Source organism: Nocardia sp. JCM 34519.1 (assembly GCF_020361265.1).
Lineage (GTDB): Bacteria > Actinomycetota > Actinomycetes > Mycobacteriales > Mycobacteriaceae > Nocardia > Nocardia arthritidis_A.
In genome coordinates, this window is record NZ_JAIRBR010000020.1 from 49,353 (window position 1) to 67,835 (window position 18,483).

The window sequence follows — 18,483 nt, forward strand, 5'->3', positions numbered from 1 at the left end:
TGCTGTGTGTTCAGGACAGCTTCGGCGTTGCTTACCGGGCGCGACGAGCCAGGCGCTCGGAATCGGAGATCAGCACGCTCTTGCCCTCCAGCCGCAGCCAACCGCGATGCGCGAAATCGGCGAGCGCCTTGTTCACGGTTTCGCGGGAGGCGCCGACCAGCTGGGCGATCTCCTCCTGGGTGAGGTCGTGGGTGACGCGCAGCGCGCCCGCCTCCTGCGTGCCGAAGCGCTGCGCGAGCTGCAGCAATGCCTTGGCGACCCGGCCGGGGACGTCGGTGAAGATCAGATCGGCCAGGTTGTTGTTGGTCCGGCGCAGCCTCCGGGCGAGGACGCGGAGCAATTGCTCGGCGATCTCGGGCCGCTGGTCGATCCACGACTTGAGCGCGTCGCGATCCATCGTGACCGCCCGCACCTCGGTGACCGTGGTCGCGGTGGAGGTGCGCGGGCCGGGATCGAAGATCGACAGCTCACCGAACATGTCGGAGGGACCCATGATGGTCAGCAGGTTCTCCCGGCCGTCGGGGGAGCGCCGACCGATCTTCACCTTGCCCGAGGTGATGATGTACAGCCGGTCGCCGGGCTCACCCTCGTTGAAGATGACATGCCCGCGCGGGAAATCCACGGGCTGCAGCTGTTTGGCGAGAGCCGCCACCGCGGTGGGCTCGACGCCTTGGAAGATGCCTGCTCTGGCGAGGGCCTCGTCCACGAATGTGCTCCTTATGGGATATGGCTCTGTCCTGGGCCGAAGCGACTCGGCCGACAGTGCAGTCTACGCGGCATAGTGATCGCATAGTGACAGACACCACGTAAAGAGTGGATTGCGTGGCGCAGCGGTAAACCCTAGCAGCGTCTGCTTTGCGGCGCTTACGGGCCCTGCGTGCTTACCTGCCCCGCAACTTGTGTACCTGATTCGCGACGTTTCCCTGGGGTTGTTTCCCGGGCTGGACGGGCGCGTCGCGGAATCAGCTTGCGCGAGCTACATCGAGCTCCTCGGCCCGGGCCCGGCGCCGTCGCATCCTGGCGACCGCTGCGGGCAATCCGAGCTTGGTCAGTTCTTTCACCTCTGCGTTGCTTGCCTTGTCCAGGTACTGCTGAACCTCTTCGTCGGGTTCGAGAAGTTTGCGGAGCCGATTCTCGACCCGCTCCATACCCAGTGCGAACAGCATCAACAACACTGGGAAGAGCACCACAGCGAGTCCTTGCATGTCGAGCAGTAAACACGGTCTAGGTCTCAGATGGAACACGGCAGCGGAACTGGGAGGGCGACGCCGGGCCATGGTTCCGTATGGTGGACGCGTGCGTGTCTCCCCCTCCACAGACGCCTTGACCGGCTCTTTGCCCGCCGCCGAGGCGACCGATGCGCAGTCCGCCGCACCGGTGCCGCGCAAGCGGAAAACGCGGGCGCGACAGGCCGAAACGCGGTTGGGTCTGGTCCGCCGGGCGCGTCGGATGTACCGGTCGATGACCGAAGAGTTCCCGGATGCCCACTGTGAGCTGGATTTCACTACTCCGCTCGAATTGGCCGTCGCGACAATCCTTTCCGCCCAATGCACGGATGAACGCGTGAATCTCACCACGCCCGCGCTGTTCGCGAAATATCGTGATGCCCGTGCATATGCCGAGGCGAACCGCGCCGAGCTGGAGGAATACATCAGGCCGACCGGCTTTTTCCGCAACAAGGCCAGCTCGCTCATCGGGCTCGGTCAGGCGCTGCTGGAACGGCACGACGGTGAATTGCCTCACACCCTCGACGAATTGGTGAAGCTGCCCGGCATCGGCCGCAAGACTGCCAACGTCATCCTCGGCAATGCCTTCGGGGTGCCGGGAATCACGGTCGACACCCATTTCGGGCGCCTGGTGCGCCGCTGGCAGTGGACCGCCGAGGAAGACCCGGTGAAGGTCGAACACGCGATCGGCGAGCTGATCGAGCGCAAGGAATGGACGATGCTGTCCCATCGGGTGATTTTCCACGGGCGCCGGGTCTGCCATGCCCGTAAGCCGGCCTGTGGCGCCTGCCTGCTCGCCGCCGACTGCCCGTCGTACGGCGCCGGGCCGACCGATCCGGATGTCGCCGCCAAATTGATCAAGGGACCCGAGGCGGAGCATCTGCTCGAGCTGGTGAGCCGGTGAAAGATTTTCCGGTGGCGTGGCGGTGGACGCTGGCGGTGTTGATCGCCGTTGTCGCGCTCGCCGTCGCGGTGTGGCCGCGGGGTTCCCGCGACACCGCCGCTACCGGAGCGGTCGCCCCGGCGCCCGCCCCGCGAATCGACGAATCCGACCGCGCCGCGGCGCAATTGGCGCGGTGCCCGGAACCCGCGCCCGGCGTGACCGGGGGCGGCCCGCTGGCCGGTATCACGCTCGACTGCCTCGCCGACGGCCGGCCGGTCTCGCTGGCCGCCGCCCTGGCGGGCAAACCGGCGGTGCTGAACCTGTGGGCCTACTGGTGCACGCCGTGCCGCGAGGAGTTGCCGGCCCTCGCCGCGTACGCCCAGCGCGCCGGTGGCGCGGTGACGGTGCTGACCGTGCATTCGGACCCCGATGCGGCCAAGGCGCTCGCCATGCTCACCGACCTGAACGGCGATCTGAACGCCAAAGGCCGTGCGCAGGTTCATTTTCCCGGGGTCGAGGATCCCGGGGCGAAGGTGCGCGCCGCCGTCGGTGCGCCGAATGTGCTGCCGGTCACCGTGCTGCTGCGGCCGGACGGATCCATCGCCCGAACCGTGGTTCGGCCCTTCACCGGGGTCGACGACATCGCGGCCACCGTCGCCAACGACCTAGGGGTGTCGGCATGATGACGACGGATCGTTCGGCAATGGAGGTGACCGCATGACAATCCCTGTGCCACAGGATATTCCGGTGTGGCTGCGGGCTGCCGTCGAGTCACCCGAGGCCGACCCGAACGACACGCTCTCGCTGGCCCGAGCCCTGCGCAGGGCGGTGACCATCACCGGAACGCCGCGGCAGGCGGCGGTGCTCGTGCTGTTCGGCGGCGCGGCGAACGGCGACCCCAGCGGCCCCGGTGGACTGCCCGCCGACGCGGATATCCTGCTGACGCAACGGGCTTCGTCGCTGCGCCAGCACCGCGGCCAGGTCGCGTTCCCGGGCGGCGCGGTGGATCCGGGCGATACCGGTCCGGTCGACACCGCCCTGCGCGAGGCGTGGGAGGAGACCGGACTGCTCCGCGACGGCGTCGAACCCCTTGCGGTGCTACCGAAATTGTTCGTGCCGCCATCCCGGTTCGATGTGACCCCGGTGGTCGCCTACTGGCGCACCCCGAGCGAGGTGCGCGTGGTCGACCAGAGCGAGACCGAACGAGTGGTTCGCGTGCCGCTCACCGAATTGCTCGATCCGGCAAACAGATTCATGGTGCGCGGCAGCATGGGCTACCAGAGTCCGGCCTTCCAGGTGGACGGCATGCTGGTGTGGGGCCTCACCGGTGGCATACTGGCCGGCATCGCCAAAACCGCTGGCTGGGAACAAGATTGGGACCGCGCCGACGTTCGTGACCTCGAATCCGCGCTGGCCGCGGTTGGGATGACATTATGAGCAATTCGGCCTGGCTCGACATCGGTGTCGTCGTGGTCGCCCTGGTCTTCGCCTCCACCGGCTGGCGGCACGGCGCGGTCGCCTCCGCGCTGTCCTTCCTCGGCGTCGTCCTCGGTGCGGTGGCGGGCATCCTGATCGCACCGCACATCCTCATCCACGTGGACAAGGGCCGCGTCTTCATCGGATTCCTGCTGATCGTCGCGCTGGTGGTAGTCGGCGAGATCGCGGGTATGGTGCTCGGCCGGGCCGCGCGCGGCGGGCTGCGACATCCGTTTACCCGCGCCGTCGACAGCGTGCTCGGCGCGCTGCTGCAGGGCGTCGCGGTGTTGGTCGCGGCGTGGCTGCTCGCGCTGCCGCTGGCCTCCTCCGCACAGCCGTCGATCGCGTCGGCGATCAACGGGTCGAAGGTGCTCGCCGATGTCAACGATGTCGCGCCGAATTGGCTGCGGCATGTTCCGAACGAATTCTCCAAGCTGCTCAACACTTCCGGCCTGCCGGAGGTCATCGCGCCGTTCGGCCACACCCCGATAGCGGATGCGGCACCGCCGGATCCGGCGCTGAAGGACAGCCCGGTGCCCCTGCAGTTGCAGCGCAGCGTGGTGCGCATCCACGGTGTCGCGCCGAGTTGCCAACGCGCGCTGGAGGGTTCCGGCTTCGTCATCGCGCCGGAGCGGGTGATGACCAATGCGCACGTCGTCGCGGGGACCACACAGCTCAAGGTGGACATCCCTGGGCGTCAGCTGCAGGCGACCGTCGTCTTGTTCGACCCGTCGACCGACGTTGCGGTACTTGCCATTCCGGGGCTTACGGCCCCGGTGATCCCGCTGGGCGATCACGCGCGCCCCGGTGACAGCGCGATCGTGCTCGGCTATCCGGGCGGCGGCCAGTACACCGCCAGCCCCTCCCGCATCCGGGACGTCATCCCGCTGAGCGGGCCGAACATCTATCGGAACGGCACGGTCCAGCGCGAGGTCTACACCATCCGCGGCCTGGTGCGGGCGGGCAATTCCGGTGGGCCGCTGGTGGATACCGAGGGCCGAGTGCTCGGCGTCGTCTTCGGTGCCGCGGTAACCGATGAGGAAACGGGCTATGTGCTCACGCTCAACGAGGTGCAGAAGCAGATCGACGCGGCGCCTGGCTCGACAACGCCGGTTGACACGGGCGCCTGCGTGCTGAGCTGAAATCGCTCCTGGCCCGGCCGGTACGGTCAGGCCAGGAGTTTGGCCAGTTCCGCGGTCACCTCATCCGGATTTTCCTGGTGCGCGAAATGACCGGCGCCCGCGATGGTCGCCATCCGCCGGTTCGGCGAGAGCTGATGACCGCGCCGGAAGGTGGCGGGCAGCAGATACGGATCTGTCTCGCCGCGCAGCGCGAGCACCGGAATATCGATCGGCTCCCGCATGGTCGCCATGAACCGTCGACCGTCCGGCCGCCACTGGCTGCGGAACGCCCACCGCTGATATTCCAGCGCACAGTGGGCCGCGCCGGGGATCTGGATGGCCGAGCGCATTCGCCGTGCGGTGTCGACGAATTCGGCGGTGCCGGACCAGGCCGGGCTCACCCGCAGCCGCAGCAGCCGCTCGATCTCGTAGCCGTCGCCCTTGGTCAGCAGATTCTCCGGGTAGCGGGGCAGCTGATAGCGCAGGAAGTTCGGCAGCCAGGCCCGGCGCTGGTCGCGGTCGCGCAGCACCGCGCTCTTCAGCGCCGCCGGATGGGGCGAGCTCACCAGCGCGATGGCGCGCACCAGGCGCGGATGCAGCACCGCGGTGGTCCAGCACACCAGTCCGCCGTCGGCGTGCCCGATCAGCGTGGCCTCGGTATGGCCGAGTGCCCGAACGAGTCCGGCGATATCGCCGGCCAGCGTCCAGCCGTCGTAGCCGCGCGGTGGTTTGTCCGTGTCGCCGTAGCCGCGCAGATCCACCGCGACCGCGCGATAGCCCGCGGCGGCCAGTCCGGTCAGCTGATGCCGCCACGACCACCAGAAGTCGGCGAAGCCGTGCAGCAGCACCACCAGTCGCGCCCGCGCCAATTCGGCTTCGCCGAGCCCGGATTCGGCCTCGACCACGTGGAATCGGATGCCGTTCGCGTGTACGTCTCGATGTGTCCACGGGCCGTCGTAGCGGACGCTGGACGGATCGGGAGCGAAGTTCACCGACACGATTGTCCGCCTTGCCGTGTCGCGTGACTCAGGAAGCCGGCTTGTCGAGCGAAAGCTGTTCCTCGTGCGCGCCGGCGCCGAGGCCGTGCGGCAGCACCGTGCGCGCTTCCTTCAGCGAGTCGATGGTCTTCTGCGGGGCCCGCAGCTTGCGCACCTTGAGGTAGCCGAGCCAGCCGAACAGGCCCGCGCCGACCAGCATCAGCAGGAAGACGAGGCCGAACGCCGCCCAGCGATACAGCCAGACATCGAGCAGTTCGGCGAGGAAGAAGAAGAAAAAGAACAGGCTGAACAGCAGGATGGTGAGCGCGGTGATGAAGTAGACGCTGCCCTGCAGGCCCTTCTTTATCTCGGCGGTGACCTCGGCCTTGGCGAGTTCGACCTCGGCGCGCACCAGCGTCGACATCTGTTCGGTGGCATCGCGGACCAGGCTGCCGAAGCTGGCTGAGCCATTCGGGTTGGCATCGGAAAGCGGGATGGAGGTCACCGTGTGGCCGCGCCCGGCGTCGTTTCCGTTACCGCCCTGGTTGAAACTCACTTGATCGACCCTTCTCCCTGTCCCGGCACTGCTTCGGCTCCGTCCGATTCGCGGCGGTCCCGGTGCCCCAAGCTACCGCCTGCGGGCCTGCCTGATCACGCCGCGCCCTGTTCTCGTTCTAGCTGACCCGCATCGCGGGCGGCCTGGTGCGCACGCCCACGCCGCAACAGTAGCGCCGAACCGGCGAGTGATGCCGCCATTGACGTCACCAACACAGCGGCCTTCGCCAATTCCACCGCCGAACCGTCGCCGACATCGCTGAGCGCGAGTTCCGCCACGAGCAGGCTAACGGTGAATCCGATGGCGCCGAGCACCGACAGCGCGAACATATCGCGGTAGCCGAGCTCGGCGGGACGCTTCGCGATGCCCAACCGGATTGCCGCCCAGCTGATCCCGAAGATGCCGCAGGTCTTGCCGACCAGCAGCCCGATGACGATCGACAGCGCAAGGCGATCGGTGAAAAGCTGCCCGAACACCTTGCCGTCCAACGGAACTCCGGACGCGAACAGCGCGAACAGCGGAACGCACACACCGGCCGAAATCGGTTGGAACATATGCTCCAGTCGAGTCGCGGGCGCCTGCTCCTCGCCGGTGTCGGGCCGCACCCGCGTGAGCAGTCCGAGGATCACCCCGGCCAGGGTCGGGTGAATTCCCGCCTCATGCAACGCATACCAGGACACCAGCGCGAGCGGGACGTACACCAGCGGTGTGCGGATCCGTCGATGCTGAGCCAGCGCCCACAGCGCGAAGCAGGCCGCGGCGGCCACCAGCCACAGCACCGCGAGCGAGGTGGTGAACAGCACCGCGATCAGGATGATCGCCAGCAGATCGTCGACCACCGCGAGGCTGAGCAGGAAGACGCGGGCGCTGGCCGGAATCCGCGATCCGGTCATGGCGAGCACGGCGAGCGCGAACGCGATATCGGTCGCGACGGGTATCGCCCAACCGCGATCCATGCCGGGTGTGCCGTGGCCGACGGCGAGCGCGATCAGCGCCGGGGTGAGCACGCCGCCCACCGCGGCGATGATCGGCAGCGCGGCGCTCTTGGGATCGGCCAGCTCGCCGACCACCAGTTCGCGTTTGAGTTCGAGCCCGGCGACGAAGAAGAAGATGGCGAGCAGCCCGTCGGTCGTCCAGTCGGCCAGGCTCAGTTCCAGGTGCAGCGGGGGTATCGCGAGGACGGTCTCGGTCATGGTGACGTAGCTGTCCCGCCACGGCGAGTTGGCCCAGAGCAGCGCGATCGCCGCCGCGATGAGAAGTAGTGCGCCGCCTACGGTTTCCGTGCGTAGGTAGCGGGATAGTTCCGAGCGCACCTGAGCGATCACGGGCGGCCTTTCGATAGGTCGGCATGGTCGCGACCCGGCACCTACCGGTTGGTTTGTTGGGCAGCTGCAGTCGCGCGCCGACCAGACTTCCCGGCACACCTCACGTACTTATTACGCAATTCTAACGGGTAGGGCCGGTGACGAATTCCGTCACCGGCCCTACCATGTGCCGCCGCCGCGCCGCGATCAGGCGCTATGCATCAGGCGCGACTGGCCCGTATCGCCTCGAAGACGTTGGGGTCCACCAGGGTTGAGGTGTCGCCGAGTTCGCGTCCTTCGGCGACGTCGCGCAGTAGGCGGCGCATGATTTTGCCGCTGCGGGTTTTGGGGAGTTCGGGGACGATGTGGATTTCGCGGGGTTTGGCGATGGGGCTGATGTCGCGGGAGACCTGTGCTTTGAGTTCGTCGATGAGTGCGGTGCCGGTGTTGGTGGTTTCGGCGGTGAGGATGACGAAGGCGACGATGCCTTGTCCGGTGGTGGGGTCGCTGGCGCCGACGACGGCGGCTTCGGCGACGCCGGTGTGTCCGACGAGTGCGGATTCGACCTCGGCGGTGGAGATGCGGTGGCCGGATACGTTCATCACATCGTCCACCCGGCCCAGCACCCACAGATCGCCCTGCGCGTCCAGTCGCGCGCCGTCACCGGCGAAGTACCAGCCCTGTTCGGCGTAGCGCTCCCAGTAGGTGGACCGGTAGCGGTCCATATCGCCCCAGATGCCGCGCAGCATCGACGGCCACGGCTGGTCGAGCACCAGGTAGCCGTTGGCCTCGGTCTCGCCGAGTTGCACCGGCTTGCCCTCCTCGTCGACGACCTGCGCCGAGATGCCGGGCAGCGGTGTCATCGCCGCGCCGGGTTTGGCGGCGGTGATGCCGGGCAGCGGGGAGATCATGATCGCGCCGGTCTCGGTCTGCCACCAGGTGTCCACGATCGGGGTTCGGTTGCCGCCGATCACCTCCCGGTACCAGCGCCAGGCCTCCGGGTTGATCGGCTCACCCACCGAGCCGAGCACCCGAAGTGAGGACAGATCGTGTGCGGCGGGAATCTCCCTGCCCCACTTCATGAATGTCCGGACCAGCGTCGGCGCGGTGTAATAGATTGAGACACCGTACTTTTCGATGATCTGCCAGTGCCGGTGCTCGTCGGGGAAGTTCGGGGTGCCCTCGTAGACCACCTCGGTGACCCGGTTGGCCAACGGCCCGTAGACGATATAGCTGTGCCCGGTGACCCAGCCGATATCGGCGGTGCACCAGTAAACATCTTGTCCCGCTTTGTGATCGAAGACGTAGTGATGGGTGTAAGCGGCCTGGGTCAGGTAACCACCCGAAGTGTGCAGGATGCCCTTCGGCTTACCGGTGGTCCCGGAAGTGTAGAGAATGAACAGCGGGTGCTCGGCATCGAAGGCTTCCACCTCATGGGAAGGCGAGGCGTGCGCGACGGTGTCGTGCCACCACACGTCGCGGCCCTCGGTCCACGGCACCTCGATACCGGTGCGCCGCACCACGAGCACATGTTCGACGCTGTGTGTGCCGCCCGAAAGTGCCTCGTCCACTGCGGCTTTGAGTGGTGCGGGGGTGCCGCGTCGCCATTGGCCGTCGGTGGTGATGACCAGGCGGGCCTGGGCGTCGTCGACGCGTTGACGCAGCGCGGTGGGGGAGAATCCGGCGAAGACCACCGAGTGGGTCAGGCCCAGCCGGGCGCAGGCCAGCATCGCCACGATGGCCTCGGGCACCATCGGCATGTAGATCGCGACCCGGTCACCGGCGTGCAGGCCGAGTTCGGTCAGGTAGTTCGCCGCCTGCGAAACCTCGTGCAGCAGTTGGGTGTAGGTGATGTCGCGGGAATCGCCGGGTTCGCCTTCCCAGTGGATGGCGACCTGATCGCCGTGCCCGTCGAGCACGTGCCGGTCCACGCAGTTGTAGGCGACGTTGAGTTTGCCGTCGACGAACCACCGCGCCACCGGCGCCCCGGACCAGTCCAGCACCCGCGACCACGGCTGATGCCAATGCAACCGGCCCGCCTGCTCCGCCCAGAACGCCTCACGATCGGCGGCTGCCTGTTGGTATATGGCCGCTTCCGCATTGGCCGCGGCGGCGAATTCCGGTGTCGGCGGGTAGACGTCCCGGTTGTCGGCGGTCGCATCGGTGGTCATCTGTTCGTCACTTCTTTCACGTATCCCTGGGTTGTCGACACCCCCGACACTAGCCAAGTGTGATGTGGATCGCGCCGGCTGGGCCGACACGCGCGACTGCCACCGATCTGCCCCGCGAACCCCCGGGTGGTCGGCCGGTCAGCTAGCGCATTTGTGCAGATTTCGGGCGCGTCGTCGCATTATTCCAGCCGAAAACTTATTTTCCAGTGATGTTTTCATGTTTCATAGATGTTGCCGTGGCGGTAACAAGTGGAACGAACCTAGGTCAATCCGATGACAACACCGGTGAACGGTGGCTAACCTCCGATGCATTCGACAGCGGATCGTGCCGAGACGCGCCATGAGCACAACTCAAGCGTGTGTCGCCGGTTCCTCGCCCTTTCTCGACAACGGGAGAACGCGTTGAGATTCAAGACTGCAGCCGCGCTGGCGGTGGCGGTCCTAACGGCTACCAGCCTTGGACTGACCGCCTGCTCCTCGGACTCCGGTGGCACCGATCTGGTCACCGTGAACGGCGGCGAACCGCAGAACCCGTTGGTGCCGACCAACACCAATGAGAACTACGGCGGCCGCGTGGTCGACCGGCTCTTCGCCGGTCTCAAGTACTACGACGCCGATGGCAAGTCGCACGACGAGATGGCGCAATCGATCGAGACGAGCGACCGGCAGCACTACAAGATCACCATCAAGCCGGACTGGAAGTTCACCGACGGCACCCCGGTGACCGCCAAGTCGTTCGTCAACGCGTGGAACTACGGCGCCCTCGGCACCAACGCCCAGTTGCAGAGCTACGTCTTTGCGCCGATCGTCGGCTTCGACGACGTGAACGCGAATCCGCCGAAGGCACAGACGTTATCGGGCCTGAAGGTGGTCGACGACAAGACCTTCACCGTCGATCTCAAGCAGCCGTCCATCGATTTCGTGACCGCGCTCGGCTACGCGCCGTTCTATCCGCTGCCCGATGCGGCGTTCAAGGATATGAAGGCGTTCGGGGAGCACCCGATCGGCAACGGTCCGTACAAGATCACCACCTGGGACCACAACGTCAAGATCGAAGTGGTGCCCAATCCGGACTACCACGGCGGACGCCCGGCCAAGAACAAGGGCCTGCGCTTCGTGATGTACCAGTCCTTCGACACCGCGTACGCCGACCTGCAGGCGGATAACCTCGACGCGCTCGACACCATCCCGAACAGCGCGATCGCCACGTACCGTAAGGATCTCGGCGACCGCGCGATCACCAAACCGACCGCGCAGAACCAGCACATCGGCATCCAGCAGAACGTGCCGCACTTCGGTGGTGCGGAGGGCGTGCTGCGGCGCAAGGCGATCTCGATGGCGATCGACCGAGAGCAGATGTGCGACAAGATCTTCCACGGCAGCCGCAAACCGCCCCGCGACTTCACCGCGGCCACGCTGCCCGGCTTCGACCCCAACCTGCCCGGTGTCGACCTGCTGACCTACAAGCCGGATGAGGCCAAGAAGCTGTGGGCCCAGGCCGATGCCATTTCCCCGTGGTCCGGTCGCTTCGAGATCGCCTACAACTCCGACGGCGGCCACCAGGAATGGATCGAGGCCGTGGCCAACAGCATCAAAAACACCCTCGGCATCGATGCCGTCGGCACGCCGTTCCCGACCTTCAAAATCATTCGGGACAAGGTGAATACGCGCACCATCGGCATGGCCTTCCGCTACGGCTGGCAGGGTGACTACCCGACCATGCTCGAGTTCCTGACCTCGCAGTACTTCAGCTTCTCCGAGACCAACAACGTCGACTGGAAGAATCCCGAATTCGACGCGCTGCTCAACAAGGCTCTCGCCGCGCCGACCGAAGAGGAGTCGTGGAAGATCGTCGCGCAGGCGCAGACGATGCTGTTGCAGAACATGGCCGACATTCCGGTGCTCGACTACCTGGCCGATGCGGGTCGGTCCACCAAGGTGAAGAAGGCGCCGCTTGCCTGGAGCGGTCTGTTCGATTTCGAGAACATCGAGAAGTAGTGGGTAACGGCTCGGCGGAGATCGCCGGGTACCTGGGCTCCGGCATGCGGAAACAGGTACCCGGCGATCACTGCGGCACGAGCCGGAACCACCGCTGAACCCGCGGAGGAAAGATGGCCTGGTATATCCTGCGGCGCCTGCTTCAAATGATCCCGGTATTTATCGGGGCGACGCTGCTTATTTACGCAATGGTATTTCTGATCCCCGGCGACCCGATCAGGGCGCTGGCAGGCGACAAACCGATGTCGCCGATAGTCGAGGCGCAGCTGCGCGCTCGATACCACCTGGACAAGCCGTTCTTGATGCAGTACCTGCTGTATCTGAAGGGCATTGTGACCTTCGATTTCGGCACCTCGTTCTCCGGGCGGCCGGTGCGCGACGAACTCGCCCGGGCCTTCCCGATCACCATCCGGCTGGCCTTCATGGCGGTATGCATCGAGGGCATCTTCGGCGTGGCCTTCGGCCTCGTCGCCGGACTGCGCAAGGGCAAACTGTTCGACTCGACCATGCTGGTGGTCAGCCTGGTCATCATCGCGGTGCCGATCTTCGTGCTCGGCTACCTCGCCCAGTACTTCCTCGGGGTCAAATGGGGAATCGCGCCGGTCACGGTGACCGGTAAGGCATCGTTCCAGGAATTGCTGTTACCCGCCTTCGTCCTCGGGTCGCTGTCGTTCGCCTATGTGCTGCGGCTGACCAGGAATTCGGTGGCGGAGAACCAATCCGCGGATTATGTGCGGACCGCGACGGCCAAGGGCCTGAGCCGCAGGCGCGTCGTCACCGTGCATATCCTGCGCAATTCCATGATTCCGGTGCTCACCTTCCTCGGCGCCGATCTCGGCGCCCTGATGGGCGGTGCGATCGTCACCGAAGGCATCTTCAATATTCCCGGCGTTGGCGGGACGCTGTATCAGGCGATCACGCGCGGCGAACCACCGACGGTGGTGTCGTTCGTAACCGTCCTGATCGTGATCTTCCTGGTCTCCAACCTGATCATCGATCTGCTCTACGCCGCACTCGATCCGAGGATTCGCTATGCCTGAAGTCAAAGCTCCCCGAGGCAGGCAGGAGTACTACGTCGCACCACCCGACGAGGTGGTGGTGCTGGCCACCGACCAGGTGGACGAAACCGGCACGCCGACAAGCATTTGGCGCGACGCCTGGCGGCAGCTGCGGCGCAACCCGATCTTCATCGCCGCCGCGCTGTTGATCCTCTTCGTCGCGATCGTCGTGCTGTTCCCCCAGCTGTTCACCGATCAGGATCCGCGCTACTGCAACGGCGCGTTCAGCATGGGCCCGGCCGGCGACGGTCATCCGTTCGGCTTCGACAAGCAGGGCTGCGACGTCTACGCCAGGACCGTCTACGGCGCCAGGGCGTCGGTGATGTGTGGTCTCGGCGCGACGTTCGTCTTCGTCCTGCTCGGCGGCGTGCTCGGTTCGCTCGCGGGTTTCTATGGGGGACTGCTGGATTCGATCGTGTCCCGGGTGGCGGAGATCTTCTACGCCATCCCGCTGATGTTGGCCGCGATCGTGATCATGCAGCTGCTGCAACAGCGTTCGATCTGGACCGTCATCCTGATCCTGGCCGCGTTCACCTGGCCGCAGGCCGCGCGCATCGCGCGCAGCGCGGTGATCGAGGCGAAGAACAGCGACTACGTCACGGCGGCGAAAGCGTTGGGCGTCAGCAGATTCCGCACCCTGCTGCGGCACGTGCTGCCCAATTCGGCCGGACCGCTGATCGTGGTCACCACCATCTGGCTCGGCGTCTTCATCGTCACCGAGGCGACGCTGTCCTTCCTCGGTGTCGGCCTGCCGCGCACCATCGTTTCCTGGGGTTCCGATATCGCCATGGACAAGACGGAAATCCGCACCTCGGCCATTTTGTTCTATCCCGCAACAGCTTTGGCGCTGACGGTGCTCAGCTTCATCATGCTCGGTGACGCCGTGCGCGATGCGCTCGACCCGAAGGCGAGGAAGAGGTGACGGCAACGATGACCTCGACGGAACCGCTGCTCGATATCCGAGACCTGAACGTGTGCTTCAGCTCGGAGGGCAAGAAGATTCCGGCGGTGCGCGATGTGAGCCTGTCGGTGTATCCGGGGCAGACCGTGGCGATCGTCGGTGAATCCGGATCCGGGAAATCGACTACGGCGCACGCGATCATCGATCTGCTGCCCGGCACCGGCAAGGTGACCTCCGGCGAGATCATGTTCGATGGAAAGGATCTCGCGGCCGCCTCCAAGAAGGAGGTTGTCGCGGTGCGCGGCAACGGAATCGGGCTCGTCCCGCAGGATCCGATGTCGAACCTGAATCCGGTGTGGAAGATCGGCTTCCAGATCAAGGAAACCTTGGAGGCCAACGGAATAGCCAAGGGCAAGGCGGCTAAGCAGCGGGCGATCGAACTGCTGCAGGAGGCCGGTATGTCCGACGCGGCGCGCCGGGTCAACCAGTATCCGCACGAATTCTCCGGCGGCATGCGGCAACGCGCTTTGATCGCAATGGGTTTGGCGTGCCGCCCGAAACTGCTCATCGCCGACGAGCCGACCTCCGCGCTCGACGTCACGGTGCAGCGACAGATCCTCGACCACCTCGACGGCCTCACCAACGATCTCGGCACCGCGGTGCTGCTGATCACCCACGACCTCGGTCTGGCCGCCGAACGGGCCGAGCACCTGGTGGTGATGTATCGCGGCCGAGTGGTGGAATCCGGTCCGGCACTGCAGATTCTGCGCGAGCCGCAGCATCTGTACACCAAGAAGCTGGTGAACTCGGCGCCGTCGCTCGCATCGCAGCGGCTGTCCTCCAGCGTCAAGCGGGCCGAGATCCGGGAGCGGGCCGTGCAGGCCGCCGAGGAGGCGGTGGCCGCCGATGCCGAACTCACCGCCGTGCCGGATGACGTCATGGTCGTGAAGAATTTGACCAAGGTGTTCCCGATCCGCGGTGGCGCGCCCTGGAAGTCGACGGATTTCGTTGCGGTCGATGATGTTTCGTTCAAACTGGCGCGTGGAACCACCACCGCGATCGTCGGCGAATCCGGTTCGGGCAAGTCCACCGTCGCGCGGATGGCGCTCGGCCTGCTCGACCCGACATCGGGTTCGGTGACCTTCGACGGCAAAGAGGTCGCCAAGCTGGACAGCAAGGCCGCGTTCGCATTCCGGCGCCGAGTGCAGCCGATCTTCCAGGATCCGTACGGTTCGCTCGACCCGATGTACTCGATCTATCGCACGATCGAGGAGCCGCTGCGCACCCACCGGATCGGCACCCCGAAGGAGCGCGAGAAGACGGTTCGCGATCTGCTGGACAAGGTTTCGCTGCCGTCGTCGGTGATGCGCCGCTATCCGAACGAGCTGTCCGGCGGTCAGCGGCAGCGCGTCGCCGTCGCCCGCGCGCTCGCGCTGAATCCGGAGGTGGTGATCTGCGACGAGGCGGTCTCCGCGCTCGACGTGTTGGTGCAGGCGCAGATCCTGAAGCTGCTCAACGATTTACAGGCCGAACTCGGTTTGTCCTACCTGTTCATCACGCACGATCTCGCGGTTGTTCGCCAAATCGCCGACGACGTGATCGTCATGCAGAAGGGCAAGGTCGTCGAGACCGCCACCACCGATGAGGTCTTCGACAATCCACAGGAGGATTACACCAAGCGCCTGCTGGACGCCATCCCCGGCCGCGACCTGCTCACCGGCGCGGTCTGAGCGACGGCGCGCTCGTCCGAGACTGCGGCACAAGGAGTTTCGGACGAGCGCGGATGTTCGTATTCGTCGGGTCTCGGCGGGCGCGCATGGCGGGTCGTCACGGGTACCTCCGCATTCGCTTCGGTCGTGTGCGGGTCGGTGGACGACTCCGCCAGCTGTGGGCGGTCGATTTCACCGTCGGCTATGAGGCCGATGGCGCGGCACCGCTTCGGTGACGATCTGGAAGCCGGGCCGCGGACGCCGTCGGAACCCGTGGCGCACGTCACGGGAGGTGCCGCCAGTAGCCTCGTTCCCGTGACGGATCCGCTACAGCCCCTCGTCGACCTGCCCGGCGTCCGGGACGCCGCCGACCGGGCCCGCGACGCGCTCGCCGAGGTGCATCGGCACAAGGCGAACCGGCGCGGCTGGCCGACCACCGCCGCCGAGGCCGCGGTCCGGGCGGCCCGCTCGTCGGCCGCCATCGATGGCGGCAGTACCGAGCTGCCAGCGGACGGCCGGGTCGCGGATCCGATCCTGGCGGGCGCGTTGCGGGTCGGTCAGGCGCTGGACGGCGACGCACTGCGCAATCTGGTCTGCACCTGGCAGCGGGCGCCGCTACAGGCGCTTGCCCGGCTGCATCTGCTCGCCGCTGCCGATATGACGCCCGATGCGGAACTGCTCGGCAGGCCACGCGCCGACGCCGGCGTCGCCGAACGCCTCGACCTGTTGACGCAGACGGTGCTCGGCTCCGCCGCACCCGCACCGGTGCTCGCCGCGGTGGTGCACGGGGAGCTGCTGGCGCTGCGGCCGTTCGGCACCGCCGACGGGATCGTCGCCCGTGCGGCCTCACGACTCGTCGCGGTGTCCAGCGGGCTGGACCCGCACAGCCTCGGTGTGCCGGAAGTGTTCTGGCTGCGGCGCAGGCAGGCATATCTGGACGCCGCCGCGGCCTTCGGCACCGGTGATCCGGATGGGGTCGGCGGCTGGGTGATCCTCTGCTGCGGCGCCTTCGAGGACGGCGCCAGGGAGGCGACCTCGATCGCGGCCGCGGCCTCCGCCTGAGACCCCCGACATATCAAAGCGGGCGGCGTTGTCTTTCGACCTCACCGCCCGCTAGCACGGGCCACCGGGTTACCAAGCGTGCTAGGTGGGTTGTGTTCCGCGGCCTCGGCGATGATGCGGACTCCGCCGGTTCATCCCCGCAACCTGTGCGAGGCCCTCGCCGTCGAAAACCCGAATCTCGCAGGCCCACAACGCTTCTGCCCTTGTCGCGGCGCGCTCCGCGTGGGTGCCTGGTGCCCGTGCTGGGAAGGGTGGGATGGGAGGCTGAACCTTCTCTTCCGGTCCCGCCTTGGCCTTCCGTCCTTCCTTGGTTACCTTTGTACCCTGTGACAGCGCTCACATCAAGACCTGGGAAAACATTCAATTATCGGCGTGTCGATCGGCGTTTCGTGGTTTAATCCCATGTCGCCCGGTCGCATGCGTTATGTCAGCAAACACCGCGACAACTCTGCTACCGCACATCCAACTGCGCTTTCGCGTGCCGGTACCGAGTTGGTTAAGCCTCAGCGGCGTCGGCGCAGCAGCCGGTAGCTGATCGCGCCGGCCAGCACCGCGCTCAACCCGACCACCGCCGTCGCGGCAAGGGTGGTCGACGACGGCGACTGGAACCGGGCCCACAGCGAAACCGGGTTCGAGAAGGTGAGAATCGGCCAGCCCCGCGTCGTCGCCTCCCGTCGCAGGTTCCGGTCCGGATTCACCGCCGTCGGATGCCCGACCGCCTCCAGCATCGGCAGATCGGTGATCGAATCGGAGTAGGCGTAACACCGCGAAAGGTCGTAACCCTCAGCGGCGGCGAGCTTTTCGATCGCGGTGACCTTACCCGAGCCGTAGCAGTAGAACTCGACGCCGCCGGTGTAGCGGCCGTCCTCGACCACCATCCTGGTGGCCGCCGTATGTGAGGCGCCGAGCACATCCGCGATCGGCGCGACGATCTCCTCGCCGGACGCCGAGACGATCACCACATCGTGCCCGCGGATCTTGTGATCGGCGATGAGATCGGCCGCCTCGGCGTAGATCAGCGGGTCGACCAACTCGTGAAGTGTCTCGGCCACAATGGATTTCACCTGCTCGACATCCCAGCCCGCACACATATCCGTGAGGTGGGCGCGCATGCGCTCCATCTGGTCGTGGTCCGCGCCGGAGAGCAGGAACAGGAAGTGTGCGTAGCTGCTCTCCAGCACCGCCCGCCGGTTGATCAACCCCTGCGCATAGAACGGCTTGCTGAATACAAAGGTGCTCGACTTCGCGATCACCGTCTTGTCGAGGTCGAAAAAGGCCGCGACCCGCCCCGAGCCCTGGATCCGAGTACCCGCCAGCCCTGTCAGTTCGCCCTCCGCCGTCACGCGTCCAGGATAGGCGAGCGCCCCGCAGGGGGTCCGGCACGGCGAGGCGACGTCGGACTTGGTCGGCAGTGCTGATTCGGCGAATGCGTCCGCGGGAGCTCGGTTCGGCGGGCAAGGCCGGACGCCGGGTGGTGGCGCTAATTCGGCGGGTGTTTCGCGCGGGAGCTCGGCGGGGCGAAGTCGGGCGTCGTGCGGTGTGCGGCGGCGCGTCACGCCGAGGTTCGGCCTGATGGGTTGGGTTGACCTTCGTCCGGCTGCGCATCGGGTCAGTGTTCTCGTATGGGAGTTCGGCCCGGTGCGCGGTTGGCGTCAGACTTCTTCCTGCGGTGCTGATTCGGCGAGTGCGTCGCTCGGGAGCTCGGCCCGGCGGGGCGAGGTCGGCCGCCGTGCGGTAGTGCTGATTTCGACGGGAGTCTCATGCGGAGGTTCGGCCTGGTGGGCTGAGTTGGGCTTCGTCCGGCTGGGCGCATCGGGTCAGTGTTTCGTGTGAGGCTCGGCGCATGGATGGCGTCAGATTTCTTCCTGCGGTGCTGATTCGGCGAGTGCGTCGCTCGGGAGCTCGGTTCGGCGGGGCGAGGTCGGACTCTGTGTGGTGGTGCTGATCCGGCCGGTGTCTCGCGTGGGAGTTCGGCCGGGGCGCGGGCTGCGGTCGAGCTGCTTCCGTCAGCGCTGATTCGACGGATACTTCTCGCTGGGTT

16 protein-coding genes are annotated in these 18,483 nt (G+C 66.4%); 9 read left to right on the plus strand and 7 right to left on the minus strand.

The window, feature by feature from the left end; translation table 11 throughout:
• Positions 1–31: 31 nt before the first annotated feature.
• Together LGY53_RS34270 and LGY53_RS34275 are read right to left on the minus strand one after the other, a co-directional pair.
• Entirely contained in the window at positions 32–706 is a 675-nt protein-coding gene (locus tag LGY53_RS34270; protein WP_011206875.1) for a Crp/Fnr family transcriptional regulator, read from the minus strand.
• Between the two features lie 256 nt (positions 707–962).
• Positions 963–1,190 carry a hypothetical protein gene (locus LGY53_RS34275; RefSeq protein WP_167471573.1) on the minus strand — a complete coding sequence of 76 codons (228 nt, stop codon included), beginning with the start codon at positions 1,188–1,190 and terminating at the stop codon, positions 963–965.
• A 106-nt stretch (positions 1,191–1,296) separates the two neighbouring features.
• Here LGY53_RS34275 and nth point away from each other — a divergent pair, with 106 nt between their 5' ends.
• From nth to LGY53_RS34295, 4 genes are read left to right on the plus strand one after another with little or no spacing between them, the layout of a single operon-like run.
• Positions 1,297–2,130 (plus strand): endonuclease III, encoded by an 834-nt coding sequence (nth, locus tag LGY53_RS34280; protein WP_225730850.1) that lies wholly within the window; start codon positions 1,297–1,299, stop codon positions 2,128–2,130.
• Positions 2,127–2,792 (plus strand): TlpA disulfide reductase family protein, encoded by a 666-nt coding sequence (locus LGY53_RS34285; RefSeq protein ID WP_225730851.1) that lies wholly within the window; start codon positions 2,127–2,129, stop codon positions 2,790–2,792. The genes nth and LGY53_RS34285 overlap by 4 nt, the downstream gene beginning before the upstream one ends.
• A 34-nt stretch (positions 2,793–2,826) precedes the next feature.
• Positions 2,827–3,546 (plus strand): CoA pyrophosphatase, encoded by a 720-nt coding sequence (locus tag LGY53_RS34290; RefSeq protein ID WP_225730852.1) that lies wholly within the window; start codon positions 2,827–2,829, stop codon positions 3,544–3,546.
• Entirely contained in the window at positions 3,543–4,727 is a 1,185-nt protein-coding gene (locus LGY53_RS34295) for a MarP family serine protease (protein WP_225730853.1), read from the plus strand. The genes LGY53_RS34290 and LGY53_RS34295 overlap by 4 nt, the downstream gene beginning before the upstream one ends.
• A gap of 26 nt (positions 4,728–4,753) precedes the next feature.
• Here the strand turns inward: LGY53_RS34295 and LGY53_RS34300 are convergent, their stop codons facing one another.
• From LGY53_RS34300 to acs, 4 genes are all read right to left on the minus strand, one after another.
• Complete coding sequence (locus LGY53_RS34300) at positions 4,754–5,704, minus strand: alpha/beta fold hydrolase (protein ID WP_225730854.1); 951 nt, start codon at positions 5,702–5,704, stop codon at positions 4,754–4,756.
• A 28-nt stretch (positions 5,705–5,732) separates the two neighbouring features.
• Entirely contained in the window at positions 5,733–6,239 is a 507-nt protein-coding gene (locus LGY53_RS34305) for a phage holin family protein (protein ID WP_225730855.1), read from the minus strand.
• 95 nt (positions 6,240–6,334) lie between these two features.
• Entirely contained in the window at positions 6,335–7,564 is a 1,230-nt protein-coding gene (gene nhaA, locus LGY53_RS34310; protein WP_225730856.1) for a Na+/H+ antiporter NhaA, read from the minus strand.
• Between the two features lie 200 nt (positions 7,565–7,764).
• Positions 7,765–9,714 carry an acetate--CoA ligase gene (acs, locus tag LGY53_RS34315; protein ID WP_225730857.1) on the minus strand — a complete coding sequence of 650 codons (1,950 nt, stop codon included), beginning with the start codon at positions 9,712–9,714 and terminating at the stop codon, positions 7,765–7,767.
• A gap of 402 nt (positions 9,715–10,116) precedes the next feature.
• On the opposite strand from acs, the gene LGY53_RS34320 reads away from it, so the two are divergent.
• From LGY53_RS34320 to LGY53_RS34340, 5 genes are all read left to right on the plus strand, one after another.
• Positions 10,117–11,712, plus strand: a complete 1,596-nt coding sequence (locus LGY53_RS34320) for an ABC transporter substrate-binding protein (protein ID WP_225730858.1) — start codon at positions 10,117–10,119, stop codon at positions 11,710–11,712.
• Between the two features lie 113 nt (positions 11,713–11,825).
• Positions 11,826–12,752, plus strand: a complete 927-nt coding sequence (locus LGY53_RS34325; protein ID WP_225730859.1) for an ABC transporter permease — start codon at positions 11,826–11,828, stop codon at positions 12,750–12,752.
• Positions 12,745–13,692, plus strand: a complete 948-nt coding sequence (locus LGY53_RS34330) for an ABC transporter permease (protein ID WP_225730860.1) — start codon at positions 12,745–12,747, stop codon at positions 13,690–13,692. Before LGY53_RS34325 ends, LGY53_RS34330 begins: the two co-directional genes overlap by 8 nt.
• Positions 13,693–13,700: 8 nt before the next feature.
• Complete coding sequence (locus LGY53_RS34335; RefSeq protein WP_225730861.1) at positions 13,701–15,401, plus strand: ABC transporter ATP-binding protein; 1,701 nt, start codon at positions 13,701–13,703, stop codon at positions 15,399–15,401.
• A gap of 294 nt (positions 15,402–15,695) precedes the next feature.
• Complete coding sequence (locus LGY53_RS34340; RefSeq protein WP_225730862.1) at positions 15,696–16,442, plus strand: oxidoreductase; 747 nt, start codon at positions 15,696–15,698, stop codon at positions 16,440–16,442.
• 503 nt (positions 16,443–16,945) lie between these two features.
• Here the strand turns inward: LGY53_RS34340 and LGY53_RS34345 are convergent.
• Positions 16,946–17,785 carry an HAD family phosphatase gene (locus LGY53_RS34345; protein ID WP_225730863.1) on the minus strand — a complete coding sequence of 280 codons (840 nt, stop codon included), beginning with the start codon at positions 17,783–17,785 and terminating at the stop codon, positions 16,946–16,948.
• Between the last annotated feature and the right edge of the window lie 698 nt (positions 17,786–18,483).